Here is an 18,120-nt window from a genome sequence, read left to right on the forward strand (position 1 = left end):
CCGGGCAACATCGGGGAGAAAACCAGGCATCCGCCCGCGTACCGCCGGATGAACGTCCGGGGTGCGATAACCTGGCCCGATCATGGGGCCCGGGCCCCGCACCCCGGCGTGGCGAGGAGTCGAATTCGTGCAACCCAACCTGGGGCCAGGTGAAGACTTCGAGCTCCTGCTCGAACGTCAGGTCCGGGACATGCAGGCGAAGGCGGCGGCGCTGAACGAAGCGCTTTCCGCCGCCGGTGCCACGGTCCGCTCGCGCGACGGGGCGGTCACCGTGACGCTCGCGCCGAACGGCGCGCTCACGAACCTCGAGCTCGGGCACCGGGCGTGCGAACTGGGGCCCGCGCGGCTGACCGCGGCGATCATGGGGACGGTGCGCGAAGCCCAGCGCCAGACCGCCCGCAGCGTCGCGGACTCCTTCGCGACCATCAACGGCGACGGCGAGTCGACCGACATGGTCCGGTCGTTCCTGCCGCCGGACCCGCCACCCGACGGCGACTTCGCCGCGCCGGAGAGCGCCGAGCCCGAGCGCACCCCGCCGCCGGCCGTTCCCCCGGCGCGTCCGCCCGCGCCGCCGGCCCCGCCGTCCGCCGGGCCTGCCCCGCGTCGCCGTCCCCCGGCCGACGACCACCCCGACGACGAATCGAACCCCTGGTGAGCGGCGGCGGCTTCAGGGTCAATTCGGAACCCCTGGCCGACTTCGGCAAGCACCTCGACGAGCTCCAGAGCAACCTGCAGGGCACGGCCGACCTGGTCGGCGGCATGACGTGCGACCCCGGCATGTTCGGCATCAACCCGGCGTGCCAGCTGATGGCGGCGGGCGCGAGCACGTGGACCGACAAGGCGCACCACCAGTTCGGCAACTACGCCAAGACCATCGGCGAGTTCGCCGACAAGGTCGCCGAGGCCGCGAAGCGCTACCAGGCGGGCGAAGCCGACGCCGTCGACTCGATCGTGAGGTTCGAATAGTGGGCGACGACTACCAGAGCAAGGACGTCAGCCTCCACGGCTCCGAACTCTTCAACAGCGACAACGCCTCGGCCGGCGCCGGGTTCTTCGAGGCCGCGGTAGGCCTGGACAAGGCCCGCAAGGACAACGACAAGGTCGCGATCGGCATCGGCTCGGCGGGCATGGCACTGGAGACCATCGGTCTCGTGCTGGACCCGATCGGCAGCCTGCTGACCGCCGGGATCGGCTGGCTCATCGAGCACATCACGATCCTGCGGTGGCCGCTGGACATCCTGATGGGCGACCCCATCGGCATCAACGCGGCGAGCGAAGCGCTCACGGCCGAGAAGAAGAAGCTGGAACAGTGGTCGACGGACCACCAGTCGGCGATCGACAAGCTCATGAAGGACTGGTCGGGCAACGCCGCGGACCAGTTCAAGAAGGACATGGACGCGGTCACCGACCAGCTCAACTCCCTCGGCGGCTACCTCGACCAGGCCGGCAAGAACATGAAGATCGCCGGCGGCATCGTCGGCGCCTTCCGCGGCATCTTCCGCGACCTGATCGCGATGCTCCTGGCGACGATCATCAAGGGCGCCCTGATCGCGGCGGCACTGGCCCCGGTGACGTTCGGCGCGTCGATCGCGATCTTCATCGGCACGACGATCGGCACGGTGGCCACGGCCCTGGGCAAAATCGGCACGAAGCTGATGCAGCTGGGCAAGAAGCTGGCCGAGCTGGTGAAGGCGCTGGCGAAGATGGGCAAGGCGGGCGACGAGGCGACGTCGGTGAAGCCCCCGACGAACAGCCTGACCCCGACCCCGACCCCCAAGCCGGACGCGACACCGCTGCCGAAGCCGGATGCGACGCCCGAGCCCAAGCCGTCGTCGGCGACGCCGGACCCGAAGCCCGAGCCGAAACCGGAACCCAAACCGGACCCGAAACCCGAGCCCAAGCCCGACACCACGCCGTCCTCGGCCGCGCCGGAGCCCAAGCCCGACACGACGCCCGAGCCGAAGCCGGACACCACGCCGGAGCCGAAGCCGGATACCACTCCCTCCTCGGCGACCCCGGAACCGAAACCCGAGCCCAAGCCGGACACCACCCCCGAGCCCAAGCCCGAACCGAAACCGGAACCCGCGCCGTCGTCGTCCTCGGCAACCCCGGAACCCAAGCCCGAACCGAAGCCCGACACCACCCCGGAACCGAAACCGGAACCCAAGCCGGAACCCGCGCCGTCCTCGGCCGCGCCGGAGCCCAAACCCGAGCCCAAGCCGGACACCACCCCCGAGCCCAAGCCCGAACCGAAACCGGAACCCGCGCCGTCGTCGTCCTCGGCCACGCCGGAGCCCAAGCCCGACACCACTCCCGACCCCAAGCCGGACACGACGCCCGAGCCCAAGCCGGAACCCGCACCGTCCTCGTCTTCGACCACCCTGGAACCGAAGCCGGACGCCACGCCGGAGCCCAAGCCCGACACCACGCCGGAACCGAAACCGGACTCCACTCCGTCGTCGGCCACCCCGGATCCCCAGCCGCACAAGCCGTTCACCGACCAGATGACCGACGTCATCAAGAACAAGCTGTCCAAGATGGACGGTGTGACGCCGGAGATCATGCAGAAGTTCGACAAGATCAGCAACTTCTCGGTGCACGAACTCGGCAAGGTGTTCGGCAAGGAAGGCGCCGAGAAGTTCGAGTCGGCCATCAAGATCATGACCGACCCGTGGTTCGGGAAGTCGGGCCTGGCCGGCAAGACCGTCGTCGACATGATCAAGGGCGTGCCCGCCAGCATCGGCAACGTCACCGGCGGCGGGGACGACAACTAGTCACTCGTCCGAGAGGATCACCGCCCGGGACGCGAGGTGCAGCGCCAGCCTCTCGTCCGGGCGGGACAGGTCCACCCCCAGCAGCTGCTCGATCCGCGCGATCCGGGCCGCCACGGTGTTGCGGTGCACGCCCAGCACCGTGGCGGTCTCGGCGATCGACGACTCGGCGTCGAGGTAGGCCGAGAGGGTCCGGACCAGGTCGCCCGGCACCGAGCGCAACGGCGCGACCAGCGCCCGCGCCGCCGGCTCGAACGTGTCCGTGCGGGTCCACTCCAGCAGCAGCTGGGCCATGCCGAGCTGATCGACGTGCAGGAAGTGGCCGGTTTCGGGCCGGGTCGCGGCCAGCCGGGCCGCGTCGAGGGCTTCCGCGACGGTCGCCGCGAGCCCTTCCGGCCGCGGGTGCGGCCGCCCGACCCCCATGTGCGCGCCCAGGCGCAGCGTCCGGTGCGCCGCCTGGAGCCGGGTCGCGAGGGAGCGCACCCGTTCCGCCGTGGGTTCGTGGTCGAAGGTGACCCAGCCGGTCCAGCCGTCGCCGTGCTCGACGACGACCGCGTCGACGTCCAGCGCCCGCATGACCTCCTGCGTGCGCGCCACCGTGTCGACCGCCGCCGGGACGCCGATGTGCAGCCCGACGTGCCAGCCGCCGAGCCGCCAGCCGGCGTCGGCCACGCGACGGCGCAGGTCCGCGCCCGGTTCGGTGTCGAGGCGCAGCAGGTCGCCGAGCAGCGCCGTGCGCGAGCGCGCGTCCCGTTCCAGCTCCAGCCGGTTGGCGAGAAGCCACCGCTGCAGCGCCCCGGCCGCGACGGCGAGCGCGGGCGGGACGACGTCGGCCCGCGCGGCCTCGGTTCCCCGCAGCTCGGCCGCCAGCCACATCGCCGGCCGCTGCAGCAGCACGGGATGAGCCAGGAGGACGCCGCCGTCCACCTCGGTCCGCTGTGGCACCGCCTCGTCCAGGCGGACGCGCCCGGTCACTTCGCCGGCCAGCGGCGCCCCGCGGTCGTCGAGCACCGCGACCGGCGACCGCAGCAGCCGCCGCACCACGGCGACGACCTCCTCGGGCGGGCGCAGCCGGTCGCCGAGCGCGCGGTGGGTGGCCAGCAGCAGATTCGCCCGGTCGATCTCGGGCGCGGCGAGCAGCAGCCGGGCCTCGACGAGCAGGTCCAAGGGCGGCGCGCCGGTGGTCAGCAGCGGCACGGCCAGCCGGTCGGCGAGCAGGCGCGACGCGGTGAGCGGTTCGGTCCCGGGCAGCAGCACCCCGGTGGCGCCGGCATCGGCGCAGCGCCGCACCAGGGCATCGATCTGCCAGTCGGTCCCGGCGACCGGCCGGGCGACGACGGTCAGCTCCCCGGGAGCGGGCCGGTGCGAAGCGTCCAAAGTGGCCTGAACCGTCGCGAGTGGACGATCGAGCCCGGCCGCACCGGCGAGCAGCCGGACGTGCTCCGCCCAGCTGGGAAGGGCGAGCACCCGCCGCAGGCTCATCGGTGGCCCACCGGCCCTCGGCCTGACCCCAGCGCCCCAATGTGGCGTTCGGTGCGTGGCACGCACCGAACGCCACATTGGGTGCGTCTGACGCACCCAACGCCACATTGGGGCGCTCGGGGCCCGCTCATCCGATCCCCACCGGGTCGCAGTCGATGCCGTACGCCCGCGGCCGCACCACCGGCAGCCACCGGGGGTCGGTCCAGAACGGGGCCGCCGCCAGCCGCACCACGTCGACCTCCACGCCCGTGCGGATCGCGTCGCACGAGACCGGGACGCCCGTCCGGTGGTCCAGCACCGACAGCACGTCCGGCGTCGAGGCCACCGGCGTGCCGTCGCGCAGTGCCAGCAGGTACTCGTTCTCCATCTCCAGCCGCAGCAGCCCGCCATCGCGGTGGTCGGCCAGCGTGACGCTGCCGCGGCCGAACCCCGGGCTGCCGTGCTGCCCGGGCCCGAGGTGCCGCGCCACCTCCAGGACCCGCCCACGGGCCAGCACCGACCCCGCCAACGCCGTTTCCAGCGCGTCTCGCGGCGGGCTCTCCCCCACCGCCAGCACCCGGCGGCCCAGCTCCAAAGCGCCGCTCGTCGTTCCCGGCACCGTGCACCCCGCCAGCTCCCCGGCCGGGATCGGGGCCAGCGCGAACGCCGCCCACCCGCCGGAGCCGGCCAGGAACGCCCGGGTGCCCCGCTCGATCACCGCGTCGGACCCGGCCGCCAGCACCACGACCTGCCCGCCGGGCTCGGCCAGCGCCGCGGGCGCGACCCCGCGGCCGGTCGCCGCCACCGAGAACTGGTCGAGCCGGGGCAGGCCGCGGCCGGACAGGTCGGCGTCGACGTACCCCAGCCCGAGCTGATCGGCCACGACCAGCGGCAGCAGCCCGTTGAGGCCGCCGATCTCGATCGACATCAGCGCGTCGGCACGCTCGCCCGTCCAGCGTTCGACGGCGGCCACCGCGGCCGCGAACTCACCACCGCCCGGCAGCTTCTCGGTGAACGCCGCCGTCGCGCCGACCACGCCGATGGGCACCACTCGTGCCGAAGGCGCCAGCTCGGCCGTCGATGACACCACCAGCGCACGGCCGTCCGAGAGCAACTGGCGCAGCAGCACGGCGGCGGTCACGGTGTCCCCGCCGCCGCCGGACCCGAGCAGGGCCACCCCGCGCTCGAGGGCGGCCACGTCACCAGCGGTGATGCGCATGACTGACCACAGTAGACGAGCTCAGCGCAGGGCGTAGCCACCGTCGGGGTAGAGCGTCGACCCGGTCGTGTAGGTGCTGCCGAACAGGTACAGCACGGCATCGGCCACTTCGGACTCCTTCCCGACGCGGTGCAGCAGCGTGTCCGCGCGGTACTGCGCGAAACTCGCCTCCCGCACGTCCGCGGGCCGCCCGGCCCACAGGGACCCGTCGATCGTGCCCGGCGCGACGACGTTCACCCGGACCGGCGCCAGCTCGACCGCGAGCCCGCGGCCGAGGCCTTCGACCGCCGCGTTGCAGGCGACGTACGCAGGCGCCGCACCCGGCGGCCGGACGCTCGCCGCGCCGGACATCAGCACGATCGACGCGTCCGGGGCCAACCGGGGCACCGCGTGCTTGACGGCGTGGTACTGGCCCCAGAACTTCGTCACGAACGGGCTCGCCGCGTCCTCGTCGCTCAGCTCCCGCAGCGGCCCTACGGTGTAGGACGCACCGGGCGTGAAGAGGTGATCGATGCGGTCCACGGCGCCGAAGAACGCAGCCAGCGATTCCTGGTCGGTGCTGTCGACGACCTGCCAGGTGCCGCCCACCTCCTTCCCCGCCGTCGACAGCTTCTCCGCCGTGCGCCCGCCGAGGTGCACCTTCGCCCCGGCCGCGACCGACCGCCGGGCCACTTCGAGGCCGATGCCGGACCCGCCGCCGAGGATGACGACGGTCCGGCCTGCCAGCGCACTCACGCGATCTCCTCGACGGGGACGAAGGGGTGCGGCAGCCCGAACGCGGCCGGGCCGAAGGTGTCCAGGGCCTCCGGGGTGCGCATCAGCGATGGCGTCGAAATGCCGACGACGGTGACGCGCTGGCCGTACCGCAGCGTCTCGGTGGTGATCGGCTCGGCGGTGGCCGCCTCCAGCACGCAGATCAGGTCGGGCACCACGCACCGCACGGAACCGTCCACGGTGGCCAGCAGGTTCTCGTTCTGGAACAGGATCTCCAGCTTGCTCGCACCGTCGAACGACACCGCCGCCGCGCGCCCGCGGGCGAAACCGGCCTCGGTCCGGCGCTCCACATCGGACACCTTGCCGCGGAACAGCACCCGGAGGTGCTGGTACGGCGTCGAGCGCAACGCCGACGCCAGCCGCTCGACCGGGTCCTCGTTGCGTTCCCGGGCGAACCGGATCGTCCGGCCCACGGTCAGCGCCAGCGAAAGCGTTTGCGGCACGGCGGTCCGCTTCACGTCGGCGCCGCTCATCGCGTACTCGGCGATGTGCGCGACGCCGCCGAGCCGGATGGTGACGCCGCGGGCCAGCCACTCCATCCGCCGGTTGTCCGCGCCGGTGTCGATCACCGTCGTCTCGCCGCGTTCACCGCCGATCGCCATCGGGGAGCCGGGAACGCCGTAGACGCCGAAGGTCTCCATCTGCAGTTCCGGGAACGCCCGGCCCATGCCGTCGGCGTCGACCACCGGCAGCCCGAGCCGCGCGCCGACCAACAGCGGGATCATCGAGTTGATGCCCCCGCACTCGATCGGCATGGTCGCGTCCGCGGGCCGGCCGAGGTGCTTCTCCAGCGTCCGCAGGGCCAGCACGGGCTCGGCGCCGTTGGGCAGCTTCTCGTGCACCACGGTCGGCGCGCCCATCTGCGCGGTCGGGATCACCAGCGCGTCGTCGTCCACTTCGGACGGGTCGAGGATCGTGATCGGCCCGTGCTCGCGGATGGCCTCGCGCACCAGCAGCCGGCCGACGTACGGGTCGCCACCGCCGCCGGTGCCGAGCACGGCGGCACCGCGGGCGAGGTCGGGCAGGTCGTCCTCGGTCAGGGTCCAGCTCACCCGGCAACTCCGATCGGGTCGATGTCGTAGCCGAAGTACCGCGGCCCGGCCAGCGCGATGCCCTCCGGCGTGTGCCAGCGCGGGTCGGCGGGCGCAGCGATGACCGTGACGCGCTGGCCGAACCGCAGGCCTTCGGTCGTGACGGCTTCCCCGGTCTCGCGCTCCACCGTGCAGATCAGGTCGGGCACCGACGCCTCGACGACGCCGTCGCGCTCGGCCACCAGGTGCTCGTTCTGGAACCGCAGCACCAGCTCGGCGCCGGTGTCGCCGTCCATTCCGGACAGCCGTGCTTCGCCGCGGGCGAAGCCGGTGACCGTCCGGCGGGCGACGTCGACGACCTTGCCGCTGAACAGCCGCCGTCCGCCGAGCCGCTCGACGACCCGGGCTACGGGGTCGGCGTGTTCCGAACGGGCCGCACGCACCAGCGCGCCCAGCTCGGCGCACAGGCTGAGCGTGCCCGGCACCAGCGACTCCCGGGCCTGGGGCCCGGACATCGCGTAGTTGCTGATCATCGCCGAGCAGCCCATGTCGATGGTCGCCGACCGGGCCAGCCGCTCGGCCCAGCGGTTGTCCACTGTGTCCAGTACCCCGCGGTTGCCCTTCTCGTCCGCGATGGACATCGGGGTCGCGCGGATGCCGTACAAAGTCGGCAAAACCATTTGCAGCTCCGGGAACGCGCGGCCCATGCCGTCCGCGTCGACCAGTGGCAAGCCGAGCTGCGCCGCCGCGACGACCGGGATGAGCGAGTTGACCCCGCCCGCCTCGGCGCACGCGATGTGCGTCAGCTCCTTGCCGAGGTAGCCGGCGAGCGTGCGAGCTGCGAGGCCCACCTGCTCGGCCGACGGCAGCTTCTCGACCATCACCGTCGGCGCGCCCATCATCGCGACCGGCAGCACGACGGCGTCGTCCGGCACCTCCGTCAGGGGGACCAGCGGCACCGGGCCGTGCTCACGGACCGCCGAGAGCGCCAGCAGCCGGCCGATGTACGGGTCTCCCCCGCCGCCGGTGCCGAGGATCGCCGCGCCGCGCGCGATGTCGTGCAGGTCGTCCGCCGTGATCTCGCGCATCACGCCCCCAGCTGCAGGTCGCCGACGGCCTTGGCGCGGATGCGCGTGGCGTTGCCGGGCAGGTACGGGATGGGCACCTCGTCGAAGTCGACGATGCCGACCGACGCCGGCGACGCACCGGCCGCCACCGCACGGTCGATCGCTTCCTGCTTCGCCTCCTCGACGACGGCTTCGCGACGGCCGGGCTCGATCACGTAGACGCGGTCGACCTCGCCGCCGATCTGCGCGATGGCCGCGCCGATCGCGTTGGCCACGGCGTAGTTCTCCGGCCGGTGCACTTCGCCGCACCCGGCCAGCTCGTCCGGCAGCAGCACCGAACCGCCGCCGACCGCCACCACCGGCAGCGGCTCCGCGGACGTCCGCATCCGTTCGACCACATCGGACACGTCGGCGGCGATCTTCTCCAGCGCCGCCCGGACCAGCCCGCGGTCCAGGTGGGCGACCAGCGAGGCGTCGCCGATGTCGGCCCGGCCCGCCGCGACCGCGATGTCGGTCGCGGTGAGCGTGTCGCCGCCGAAGACCAGCGCCTTCGACGTCAGTTCGTAGCCGACCGAATCCGGGCCGACGGTGACGTTCCCGGCGTCGCCGCGCACCCGGCTGCCGCCGCCGATGCCGATCGAGAGCACGTCCGGCATCCGGAAGTTCGTGCGGATCCCGGCGACGCTGACGTCCGTGGTCGCCTCGCGCGGGAACCCTTGCCGCAACACACCGACGTCCGAAGTCGTGCCGCCGACGTCGACCACCGCGCAGGTGTCCAACCCGGACAGCACGGCCGCGCCGCGCATCGAGTTCGTCGGACCCGAAGCGAAGGTCGCGACCGGGTAGCGGCGGGCGAAGTCGACGTCCATCAGCGTGCCGTCGTTCTGGCTCAAGTACAGCGGCGCGGTGATGCCCGCGCCGGTGACCGAGGCCGACAGCCCGTCGACGATGTGGGCGGCGAGCTCCCGCAGCGCCGCGTTGATCACCGTCGCGTTTTCCCGCTCCAGCAAGCCGATCCGGCCGATCTCGTGGGACAGCGAGATCGCGACGTCCGGCAGCTGCGCGCCGATGATCTCGGCCGCGCGGGTCTCGAACTCGGCGTTGACCGGGGAGAAGACCGAGGTGATCGCGACGCTGCGCACCCCGGCCTCCCCCATGTCGTCGGCGGCCTTGCGCAGCTCGCTCTCGTCGAGCTCCGCGATGTGGCGGCCGTCGAACTCGTGGCCACCGTGGACCAGGTAGCTGCGTCCCGACACCGCGTCGACGAGCCGCTGCGGCCAGTCGACCATCGGCGGCAGCGACGCCCCGGCCGGCAGGCTCAGCCGCACGGCCGCGGTCGGCGCGAGCCGGTGGGCCTCGACGAGGGCGTTGATGAAGTGCGTGGTGCCGATCATCACCGCCCGCACCGCCGCCGGGTCGAACGCGCGTTGCCGCTGCAGGCCGTCGATCGCGGCGACGATGCCCGAGGTGACGTCCGCGGTCGTGCTGGTCTTGACCGAGGCGAGCACCTGACGGCCGTCGAGCAGGACAGCGTCGGTGTTGGTGCCGCCGACGTCGATGCCGATGCGCACGAAGATTCTCCTTAAGCAGACTGGACGGCGGGCTCGGCGTCGGCGGTCCGGCTGCTGCCGATCCCCCGCACCAGGCCGAGCTTCCCGGCGACGACGTACAGGACGAAGGCCACGACGAGCGAGTTGATGCTCGGCAGGCCCCACTCGACGAACTCGCCGAACAACGCGGCGGCGATCCAGACGACGAGCGTGGCGGGCACCCACACCGGGGCGTCCTCCGGCACGGTGCCGCGGGCGCGGGCGGATTCCAGGTCCCCGCGCCACTTCTTCACGACGAAGTACTCGGCGACCATGATCCCGGCGATCGGCGGGAACGCGACGCCCAGCACGGTCAGGAAGTCGGTGAACTTCGCGAGGATCCCGACCGCGGCGAGCAGGCTGCCCGCGACGCCGAGCACGGCCGTGACGAGCCCGCGATGGGCCTTGCGGCCGGACACCGTGCCGATGAAGTTCACGACACCCAGACCGGAGGAGTACAGGTTCCAGTCGTTGATCTTCATCGTGCCGGCGATGACGATGAGCAGCCCGATCCAGCCGACCGACGACGTCACGATGGTCGTGATGCCGGCGCTGCCGACGGCGTGCGCGAGCAGGACGCCGGACAGGCCGATGACGTACTCGCCGAGGGTGATCCCGACGAGCGTCTGCTTGACGACGTCCGAAGTGGACCGGTTGAAGCGGGTCATGTCCGGGGTGATGACGGCGCCGACGATGAAGCCGCCGGCGACCAGCGTGGTGCCCTGCAACAGGCTCAGCGACGGCCCGGGCGGGGCCGACGAGACGAGCGCGCCGAGGTCGTGGCGGGTCAGCTCCGAAATGACCGACCAGCCGACGAGGATCAGGAACGCCGGGACGGTCAGGTACGCCGTCCAGGCCATGGAGTGGAAGCCGCGCACCACGATCGCGGTGACGAGCAGGCCGAACACGAGCGCCCAGCCCCACTCCGGCAGGCCGCCGATGAGTGACACGAGCCCCTGCGCGGAGACCGCGGACTGGATGCCGAACCAGCCGATGAGGCTGATCCCGATGGCGAGCCCGATGAGCGCCGAGCCGCCGCGGCCGAAGCCGGTCCAGCGGGCGATCATGGACGTGGACAGACCTTCGCGGACGCCGATGACGCCGACGAGGATCGTGATGAGCTCCAGGATGACCGAGCCGAGGGTGAAGGCCAGGACCGCGGGCCAGAAGCTCATCCCGAAGCCGACGGTGGCTCCGAGCAGGAACTGGGACAGGGCGGACACCTGGCCGAACCGCTGGACGGCGACCGACCACCACGAGTACCGGGCGTGGTCCGGCACTCTGGTGAGGGCATAGTCATCGACACCGACTGATGAGGCCACGCCGACCTCCTACTGTGTTGTTGGTTGCCAATCCGACTGCAGCCACGGCCGATGACTTTCGCAGCAACGACTACGTGCCGCTCGACGGTCGGCCTGCTTCCGGTCGGATTGGCAACCGGGGGAAGGGGAACGGTTCCCCGCACCGTAAGCAGCGGTCCCGGCGGCGTCACCGTGCGATGTGCACAGTGCCGGCCTCAGCACTGTGCATTCGGCCCAGTGGGTCCACCCCGGTCAGCGTGACACTTTCCGCCCACAGGCGCCTGGCGGCGGCGTCGTCGGTCAGGTTCGCCCAGCGCTCTTCGAGGCGGGGACGGCCGCGCAGCCCGAACACGCGCGGACCCCACAGCTGGCCGCCGGTGACGTCCGGGCCGCGCGCCGGCGTCCTTGCCCTGCAGCAGAATCCGGGCCGGCCGCCCGCGGAGCCACTGGCCGGCGGTGCGGACGTGCACCGGCGGGCGTGACGGGGTCAGCGAGTCGAGCGCGCCGCCGGGGTGGGCCACCACGCTCAGCCGCTTCGAACCGGACTCGCGCAGCCGCCGGTCGAGTTCGAAGGCGAAGAGCATCTGGGCCGGCTTGGAGCGTTCGTAGGTGCGTTTCGGCTGGTAGCCGCGCTCGCTCTGGAGGTCGGCGAAGTCGAGGCTCGCGGACTTCGCCGCGAAGCTGCCGGTGGTGACGATGCGCGCGTCCGGCGCCAGCCGCGGCATCAGCCGCGCGACCAGCGCGAAGTGGCCGAGGTGGTTGGTGCCGAACATCAGCTCGTGCCCGGCGGGTGTCTCGCGGCGGGGCGGGTGGTCCAGCATCACCCCGGCGTTGCAGACGACGGCGTCGAGCTCGCCGGGGTCGACCGCTTCGAGCGAGGCCGGCTGCTCGGCGGCGAAGTAGCCGATCCCGGCGTTGCCCCCGGTCACCAGCACCCGCGTGAACGTTCCCTCCCCGTGCCAAGCTGTCTCGCGTGGACAACGCTACCGGGGAACGGGCCGGCTACCGGCGCTCGGCGGGGTCGCCCCGCGGCGAGGCGCGCCGGCTCGAGCTGCTGGCGAAGATCACCGACGACGTCGCCGAGAACGGCCTCGTCGACTTCTCGCTGCGGCGCGCCGCGCGGGCGGCCGGGACGACGCACAAGGTGCTGCTCTACCACTTCGAAGGCGCCGAGGACCTGCTCCGGCAGGTGGTCTTTTCGTTGCGGGAACGACGGATCGGCAACGCGCTGACGGCGGTCGCCGATGCGCCGGCCACTTTGACCGACCGCGTCCGCGCCGCCTGGGAGAGCCTCCGCGACGAGGAGTCGGAGCTGCGGCGCGTGCTCGACCAGGCGATGGGCCTGGCGATGTACGACCCGGGCCGGTACGCCGCGCTCGGCCGCGGCGCGTCCCGGCAGTACCTGCCGACGCTGCTGTCGTTCTGCCCATCGCACTGGCCGGAGCAGCGGAAGTTCGAAGTCGCGTCGATGATTCTCGCGACCCTGCGCGGCTTCCTCGTCGACCTGCTGACCAGCGACGACGGTTCCGGCGCCGAGGCCGGGTTCGAGGCGCTGCTGCGCGCGGTCGAACGGGAGGAAGCCGCTCCCTGATCCTCGACAGTTTGCGAACCACGTGGTTCACTTCTGCTTCAGGGGGACTTCACTGGGAGGCCGGGATGCAGGTCGAGCTGTCCGCGGGAACCGTCGAGTACGCCGACACGGGCGGGCCGGGTCCGGTCCTCGTCTTCGTTCACGGCCTGCTGATGGACGGCTCGCTGTGGGACGGCCCGGTCGCCGAGCTGGCCGGGCACCGCTGCGTCGTCCCGACCCTGCCACTGGGCGCGCACCAGCACCCGATGCGGGCGGACGCAGACCTGTCACTGCCCGGTATCGCCGCATTGCTGACGGAGTTCCTGGAGCGCCTCGACCTGCGGGACGTCACGCTGATCGGCGTCGACACCGGGGGCGCGCTGGTGCAGCTGCTGATGGCGGACGGCGAGGCCCGGGTGAGCCGTGTGGTGCTGGCCTCGTGCGACGCGTTCGACAACTTCCCGCCCGGGCTCACCGGCAAGACGCTGTTCCTGACCGGGAAGCTGTCGCCGGGGTTGTTCGGCGTGTTCATGCAGCAGATGCGGGTGAAAGCGGTGCGGCGGCTGCCGATCGCGTTCGGGTGGCTGACGAAACGCGGCGATGCGGTGTCCGCCCGCTGGCTCCGGCCGTTGCTGAGCGATGCCGGAGTCCGGCGTGACACCGTACGCGTCCTGCGTGCGGCGGCCGCGTCGCCGGGGATCCTGCTGGAGGTGGCCGAGCGGCTCCCGGCGTTCGACCGGCCGGTGCTGGTGGTCTGGGCCCGCGAGGACCGCGTGATGCCCCCGGAGCACGGTGAACGGCTGGCCGCGTTGCTGCCGAAGGGAAAGCTCGTCGAGGTGGCCGACAGCTACACGTTGCTCCCGCTGGATCAGCCGGCGGAGTTCGCGCGGCTGGTCCGGGAGTTCACAGCCGGCTGAGGCCGTGGAGGATGCGCTCCATCAGCTCGAGGCTCGGCCGGTTCCCCGACCCCTTCCGGGCGGTGTGCACGGCGACGATCCCCCGGTCCGCCAGATCGGACAGCAGGACCCGCGCCACCCCCAGCGGGATCCGCCGCCGCGCGGCGACCTCGGCCACCGACTGCGAAGTCCGCAGCAGCGCACAGATCTCCGTCTCCTCCTGCGTGCTCCCCCGCACCACGGCCCGCCCGCGCTGGGTGATCGACACGAGCGTCTCGATCGGGAGGTCCCGCGTCGGGCGTGTCCTGCCATGGGTACGGAAGTACGGGCGGACCATCCCCGCCCCGCCTTCTTCGAGCACGGACCCCCAGTGCACAGCCAGCTCCTCACGGCGATTAATCCTTGTCGGCGATTATTTGACCTAAAGATCGAGTAGGCCGCAATCGACCGAACAGAGCAACGCCGGAGAAAACGCAGGTCAGCGCGGCGATCGCGGAGCGGTACTGCCCCGAAGGACTAGTCGGGTCCCAAGAATCGCCGGAGATGTCGCGATTTTTCCGCCCGACAATCTCGCCAGGAGGAGCCGTCCGGCGCGCTCGCCGAGCTCGGCCACGGGCTGGGCGACCGTGCTCAGCTCGAGCAGGTCGGCGAGGTCGTGATTGTCGAACCCGAGCACCGAGACGTCCTCCGGTACCCGCAGCCCGGCCCGGCGCAGCGTCCGCAGCGCCCCGAACGCCATCTCGTCCGACGCGGCGAACACCGCGGTCGGCCGGCGGGGCAGGCCGAGGAGGCCGCTCATCGCCCGTTCCCCGCCCGCGACGGTGAACCCGCCCGCGGTTTCGAACGCGGCTTCGGGCTCGCGGCCGTCCTCCCGGCACACCTGGTGGTAGACCTCGCGATACGCCGCCAGCCGCCGCAACGGCGTGGTGAACCCGAGCGGGATCGGGTCGCGCTCGCCGATGAACGCGATTTCGCGGTGGCCCAGCTGGACGAGGTGGCGCATCGCGGTGGCCGCGGCGCCGTGGTCGTCGATCCCGACGGAGTCCGCGCCGAGTTCCTCGGTGCCGATCGTGACGAGCGGCGCGTCCAAGCCCAGCAGCAGCTCGCGTTCGACCTCGGTCAGGGGCAGGGAGAGCACGAGCACGGCGTCGACCCGGCGGCGCAGCGGCAGGCCGGCGAAGAACCGCGCGCGGCCCGGGTTGTCGCCGAGGTTGTAGAGCAGCAGGCTGATCCCGGCGTCGCGCAGCACCCGCTCGACCCCGGAGATGATCCGCGAGAAGTACCAGCGGTCGACGTAGGGCACGATCACGCCGACCGTCCCGGTCCGGCCCGTGGCCAGGCTCGACGCGGCGGGCGAGATGGCGTAGCCGAGCTCCGCGGCGGCCGCGAGCACCCGGCTCCGCGTGCGGTCGGCGACCCCGGGCACCCCGCGCAGGGCCCGCGACACGGTGGCCGCCGAGACCCCCGCGAGCCGGGCGACGTCGTCGAGCTTCTCCGGCATCCCTGCCCCGTTCGTTGCAAGCGCTTGCAACCGTCTACGTCTTCTGCATTGACAGTGCCCTTGATCAAGGCTAATCATCGATGCAAGCGCTTGCAATGCCTGTCCGGCAAGGAGGCCGACATGCGCCAGTTCCTCCCCGTCACCGGCGCGGTCCTGCTGGCCGCCGGCGCGCTCACCGCGTGCTCCTCGGCCGCCGGCCTGACGATCAACCTGTACATCTCGCCCGAGGACCACCTCCAGACGGTGGTCGACCGGTGCACGCAGGAGGCCGCGGGCCGCTACAAGATCGTCTACAACAAGCTGCCGCGCGGCGCGGACGGCCAGCGCGAGCAGATGGTCCGCCGGCTCGCCGCGGGCGACTCCTCGCTCGACGTGCTCGGCCTCGACGTCACGTGGGTGCCGGAGTTCGCCGAAGCGGGCTGGGCCGAGGAATGGACCGGCGCGAACGCGGCGGCGGCCACGCAAGACGTGCTGCCGGGCCCGCTGGCCACCGCCAAGTGGAACGGAAAGCTCTACGGCGCGACGAAGAACACGAACGTCCAGCTGCTCTGGTACGACGACCGGATCACCCCGACGCCGCCGAAGACGTTCGACGAGCTCATGACGCAGGCGCAGCAGCTGAAGGCCGCCGGCAAGCCGTACCAGGTCGTCTTCACCGGCGCCCAGTACGAAGGCCTGGTCGTCTTCTACAACACGCTGGTCGCCTCCGCGGGCGGGCACATCCTGTCCGACGACGGCAAGTCGGTGGTGATGGACGACGGCGCGGTGCAGGCGCTTTCGCTGTTGAAGACGCTCACGACGGCGGGGATCACGGACCCGTCGCTGACGAACCAGAAGGAGGACGACATCCGCCAGGCGTTCCAGCGCGGCCAGGCCGCGACCGAGCTGAACTGGCCGTTCGTGTACGCCTCCTACGCCAAGGAAAAGCCGCAGGATCTGGCGCACCTGAAGTGGACGCGGTACCCGTCGGTGCGGCCGGGCCAGGCCAGCCGCGTCACGATCGGCGGGTTCAACCTGGCGATCTCCACGTATTCGCGGCACAAGCCAGAGGCATTCGAAGCGGCGCTGTGCCTGCGAAACGCGTCTTCGCAGAAGTACCAGGCCTTGGTGGACGGCATCCCGCCGAGCATCGCGTCGATCTACCGCGACAACGCACCGTTGGATCCGACGAAGCCGGCGGACCCGAAGGAAAACCCGACGATGGCCGACCAGTACCCGATGAAGGGCGACATCCAGGCAGCCCTGACGGACGCGGCGGTCCGCCCCCTGACCCCGGCGTACCAGAACCTGTCGACGGTGATCTCGAAGGTACTGTCACCCCCGGCGGACATCGACGTCCAGGCCACGGCCGACGAGCTGCGCGAGCGCTTGACGGACGCACTGAACTCGCGGGGGATCATCCCGTAGGCATTCCCGCCGGGGCGGGGTCGTGGGCGGGGAACGGCGGGACTTGGCCCCGTTCCCCACTCACCACTCAAAGCCGGATGGGTTTCTTGTTCATGAACTCTTCGATCCCCAGCGGCCCCAGCTCGCGCCCGATACCCGACCGCTTGATCCCCCCGAACGGCAGATCCGCCTCGGACCCGCCCGACTTGTTGAGATAGACCATCCCCGCTTCGATGCGCCGAGCCACCCGCACCGCCCGTTCCCGATCAGTCCCGAACACGCTCGCCCCCAACCCGAACGGCGTGTCGTTCGCCAGGGCGATCGCCTCCTCCTCCGTCTCCGCCCGGAACACGAGCACCACCGGGCCGAAGATCTCCTCGTGGTACGCCGCCATCTCCGGCGTCACGTCGGTGAGCACCGTCGCCTCCAGGTACGCGCCCGGTCCCGGCACCCGCCGCCCTCCCGCGCGCAGGGTCGCGCCCTCGCGGATCGCCGTCTCGACCTGGGCCGCCACCTCGTCCGCCGCCGCGATCGAGGCCAGGGGTGGCAGCGTCGTCGCCGGGTCGGCCGGGTCACCCGGCACGTAGTACTCCGCCACGCGCTTGGCCAGCCTGTCCACGAACTCGTCGTAGAGCTCGCCCAGCACGATCATCCGCTTGGGTGCGTTGCACGACTGGCCGCAGTTGCGCATGCGGGCGGTCGCGGTGACCTTGACCGTTTCGCCGAGGTCGTCGGTGTCCAGCACGATCAGCGGGTCGGACCCGCCCAGCTCCAGGACGCACTTCTTGAGGTTCCGCCCGGCTTCGGCCGCGACGGAGATCCCGGCCTGCTCGCTGCCGGTCAGCGAGACGCCCACCAGGCGCGGGTCGGCGAGCATCCACGGGACCTGCCGGCTCGACGCGAACACGTTCACGTACGCGTCCTCGGGCACGCCGGCGTCCCGCAGCACGCTCTCGATGGCCGCCGCCGAGCGCGGGCAGATCGACGCGTGCTTGAGCAGGATCGTGTTGCCCAGCACCAGGTTGGGCGCGACGAACCGGGCGACCTGGTAGGCCGGGAAGTTCCACGGCATGACGCCGAGCAGCGCCCCGATCGGCTCCTTGGTGAGCACGGCTTCACCGCCGCGGATCGGCATCGGCTCGTCGGCCAGCAGGTCCGGGCCGCGGTCGCCGTAGTACCGGAAGATGTCGACGACGACGCCGACCTCCCCACGGCCTTCGTTGATCCGCTTGCCCATTTCGAGGGTCATGATCGCGGCCAGCTCGTCGGCGCGTTCGGCGAACAGCTCCGCCGCCCGCAGCACGATCGCCGCCCGCTCGGCGACCGGCCGGGCGCGCCAGGCCGCGAACCCGCCGTGGACGCGGTCGATCGCGGCGCGGACCTCCTCGTCGGTCGCGTTCGGGATCTCCTCCACGAGTTCACCGGTGGCGGGGTTGGTGACGGAATACATGGCGGTCTCCTCTGCCCAGGCACCCTACTGAGCCTACTGCATACTGTATACACCATGGGATCGTCGATCGACACCCGCGCGGCGGTACCGCTCGCCGCGTGATC

17 protein-coding genes are annotated in these 18,120 nt (G+C 71.9%); 6 read left to right on the top strand and 11 right to left on the bottom strand.

The window, feature by feature from the left end:
* Window positions 1–127: 127 nt before the first annotated feature.
* The 3 genes from QRX60_RS46255 to QRX60_RS46265 are packed head-to-tail and all read left to right on the top strand — an operon-like array spanning window position 128 to window position 2,774.
* Window positions 128–655, top strand: a complete 528-nt coding sequence (locus QRX60_RS46255; protein ID WP_285997806.1) for a YbaB/EbfC family nucleoid-associated protein — start codon at window positions 128–130, stop codon at window positions 653–655.
* A complete protein-coding gene (locus tag QRX60_RS46260) occupies window positions 652–966 on the top strand; it encodes a hypothetical protein (RefSeq protein ID WP_285997807.1) in 315 nt (104 codons plus the stop codon). The genes QRX60_RS46255 and QRX60_RS46260 overlap by 4 nt, the downstream gene beginning before the upstream one ends.
* Entirely contained in the window at window positions 966–2,774 is a 1,809-nt protein-coding gene (locus QRX60_RS46265; RefSeq protein ID WP_285997808.1) for a hypothetical protein, read from the top strand. The genes QRX60_RS46260 and QRX60_RS46265 overlap by 1 nt, the downstream gene beginning before the upstream one ends.
* Here the strand turns inward: QRX60_RS46265 and QRX60_RS46270 are convergent, their stop codons facing one another.
* From QRX60_RS46270 to QRX60_RS46305, 8 genes are all read right to left on the bottom strand, one after another.
* Window positions 2,775–4,253 carry a helix-turn-helix domain-containing protein gene (locus tag QRX60_RS46270; RefSeq protein WP_285997809.1) on the bottom strand — a complete coding sequence of 493 codons (1,479 nt, stop codon included), beginning with the start codon at window positions 4,251–4,253 and terminating at the stop codon, window positions 2,775–2,777.
* A 127-nt stretch (window positions 4,254–4,380) separates the two neighbouring features.
* The gene (locus QRX60_RS46275; protein ID WP_285997810.1) at window positions 4,381–5,451 is read right to left on the bottom strand and encodes a DUF917 domain-containing protein; all 1,071 of its coding nucleotides are present in this window, start codon (window positions 5,449–5,451) and stop codon (window positions 4,381–4,383) included.
* A gap of 21 nt (window positions 5,452–5,472) precedes the next feature.
* Window positions 5,473–6,186 (bottom strand): SDR family oxidoreductase, encoded by a 714-nt coding sequence (locus QRX60_RS46280; protein ID WP_285997811.1) that lies wholly within the window; start codon window positions 6,184–6,186, stop codon window positions 5,473–5,475.
* Entirely contained in the window at window positions 6,183–7,277 is a 1,095-nt protein-coding gene (locus tag QRX60_RS46285) for a DUF917 domain-containing protein (RefSeq protein WP_285997812.1), read from the bottom strand. Before QRX60_RS46285 ends, QRX60_RS46280 begins: the two co-directional genes overlap by 4 nt.
* Complete coding sequence (locus QRX60_RS46290) at window positions 7,274–8,344, bottom strand: DUF917 domain-containing protein (protein WP_286003835.1); 1,071 nt, start codon at window positions 8,342–8,344, stop codon at window positions 7,274–7,276. Before QRX60_RS46290 ends, QRX60_RS46285 begins: the two co-directional genes overlap by 4 nt.
* Entirely contained in the window at window positions 8,344–9,894 is a 1,551-nt protein-coding gene (locus tag QRX60_RS46295) for a hydantoinase/oxoprolinase family protein (protein ID WP_285997813.1), read from the bottom strand. Before QRX60_RS46295 ends, QRX60_RS46290 begins: the two co-directional genes overlap by 1 nt.
* A gap of 11 nt (window positions 9,895–9,905) precedes the next feature.
* Window positions 9,906–11,234 (bottom strand): purine-cytosine permease family protein, encoded by a 1,329-nt coding sequence (locus tag QRX60_RS46300; RefSeq protein WP_285997814.1) that lies wholly within the window; start codon window positions 11,232–11,234, stop codon window positions 9,906–9,908.
* A gap of 194 nt (window positions 11,235–11,428) precedes the next feature.
* The gene (locus QRX60_RS46305) at window positions 11,429–12,148 is read right to left on the bottom strand and encodes an SDR family NAD(P)-dependent oxidoreductase (RefSeq protein ID WP_456298876.1); all 720 of its coding nucleotides are present in this window, start codon (window positions 12,146–12,148) and stop codon (window positions 11,429–11,431) included.
* A 38-nt stretch (window positions 12,149–12,186) separates the two neighbouring features.
* Between QRX60_RS46305 and QRX60_RS46310 the strand changes: the two genes are divergently transcribed.
* Both QRX60_RS46310 and QRX60_RS46315 read left to right on the top strand, forming a co-directional pair.
* Window positions 12,187–12,804 (top strand): TetR/AcrR family transcriptional regulator, encoded by a 618-nt coding sequence (locus QRX60_RS46310; protein WP_285997815.1) that lies wholly within the window; start codon window positions 12,187–12,189, stop codon window positions 12,802–12,804.
* Window positions 12,805–12,869: 65 nt separating this feature from the next.
* On the top strand, window positions 12,870–13,700 hold the full coding sequence (locus QRX60_RS46315) for an alpha/beta fold hydrolase (RefSeq protein ID WP_285997816.1): 831 nt from the start codon (window positions 12,870–12,872) through the stop codon (window positions 13,698–13,700).
* On the opposite strand, the gene QRX60_RS46320 is transcribed toward QRX60_RS46315, so the two are convergent.
* On the bottom strand, window positions 13,687–14,055 hold the full coding sequence (locus tag QRX60_RS46320) for a DUF742 domain-containing protein (protein WP_257924573.1): 369 nt from the start codon (window positions 14,053–14,055) through the stop codon (window positions 13,687–13,689). The genes QRX60_RS46315 and QRX60_RS46320 overlap by 14 nt on opposite strands.
* 102 nt (window positions 14,056–14,157) lie before the next feature.
* Complete coding sequence (locus QRX60_RS46325; protein WP_285997817.1) at window positions 14,158–15,180, bottom strand: LacI family DNA-binding transcriptional regulator; 1,023 nt, start codon at window positions 15,178–15,180, stop codon at window positions 14,158–14,160.
* Window positions 15,181–15,300: 120 nt separating this feature from the next.
* On the opposite strand from QRX60_RS46325, the gene QRX60_RS46330 reads away from it, so the two are divergent.
* A complete protein-coding gene (locus tag QRX60_RS46330) occupies window positions 15,301–16,587 on the top strand; it encodes an ABC transporter substrate-binding protein (protein ID WP_285997818.1) in 1,287 nt (428 codons plus the stop codon).
* 67 nt (window positions 16,588–16,654) lie between these two features.
* Here the strand turns inward: QRX60_RS46330 and QRX60_RS46335 are convergent, their stop codons facing one another.
* The gene (locus QRX60_RS46335; RefSeq protein ID WP_285997819.1) at window positions 16,655–18,016 is read right to left on the bottom strand and encodes an NAD-dependent succinate-semialdehyde dehydrogenase; all 1,362 of its coding nucleotides are present in this window, start codon (window positions 18,014–18,016) and stop codon (window positions 16,655–16,657) included.
* Between the last annotated feature and the right edge of the window lie 104 nt (window positions 18,017–18,120).

Source organism: Amycolatopsis mongoliensis (assembly GCF_030285665.1).
Lineage (GTDB): Bacteria > Actinomycetota > Actinomycetes > Mycobacteriales > Pseudonocardiaceae > Amycolatopsis > Amycolatopsis mongoliensis.

Coding starts and splice junctions, on each gene's coding strand:
- QRX60_RS46270 (WP_285997809.1), bottom strand. CDS start 4,253: ATGAGCCTGCGGCGGGTGCTCGCCCTTCCCAGCTGGGCGGAGCACGTC.
- QRX60_RS46275 (WP_285997810.1), bottom strand. CDS start 5,451: ATGCGCATCACCGCTGGTGACGTGGCCGCCCTCGAGCGCGGGGTGGCC.
- QRX60_RS46290 (WP_286003835.1), bottom strand. CDS start 8,344: ATGCGCGAGATCACGGCGGACGACCTGCACGACATCGCGCGCGGCGCG.
- QRX60_RS46315 (WP_285997816.1), top strand. CDS start 12,870: ATGCAGGTCGAGCTGTCCGCGGGAACCGTCGAGTACGCCGACACGGGC.
- QRX60_RS46325 (WP_285997817.1), bottom strand. CDS start 15,180: ATGCCGGAGAAGCTCGACGACGTCGCCCGGCTCGCGGGGGTCTCGGCG.
- QRX60_RS46330 (WP_285997818.1), top strand. CDS start 15,301: ATGCGCCAGTTCCTCCCCGTCACCGGCGCGGTCCTGCTGGCCGCCGGC.
- QRX60_RS46335 (WP_285997819.1), bottom strand. CDS start 18,016: ATGTATTCCGTCACCAACCCCGCCACCGGTGAACTCGTGGAGGAGATC.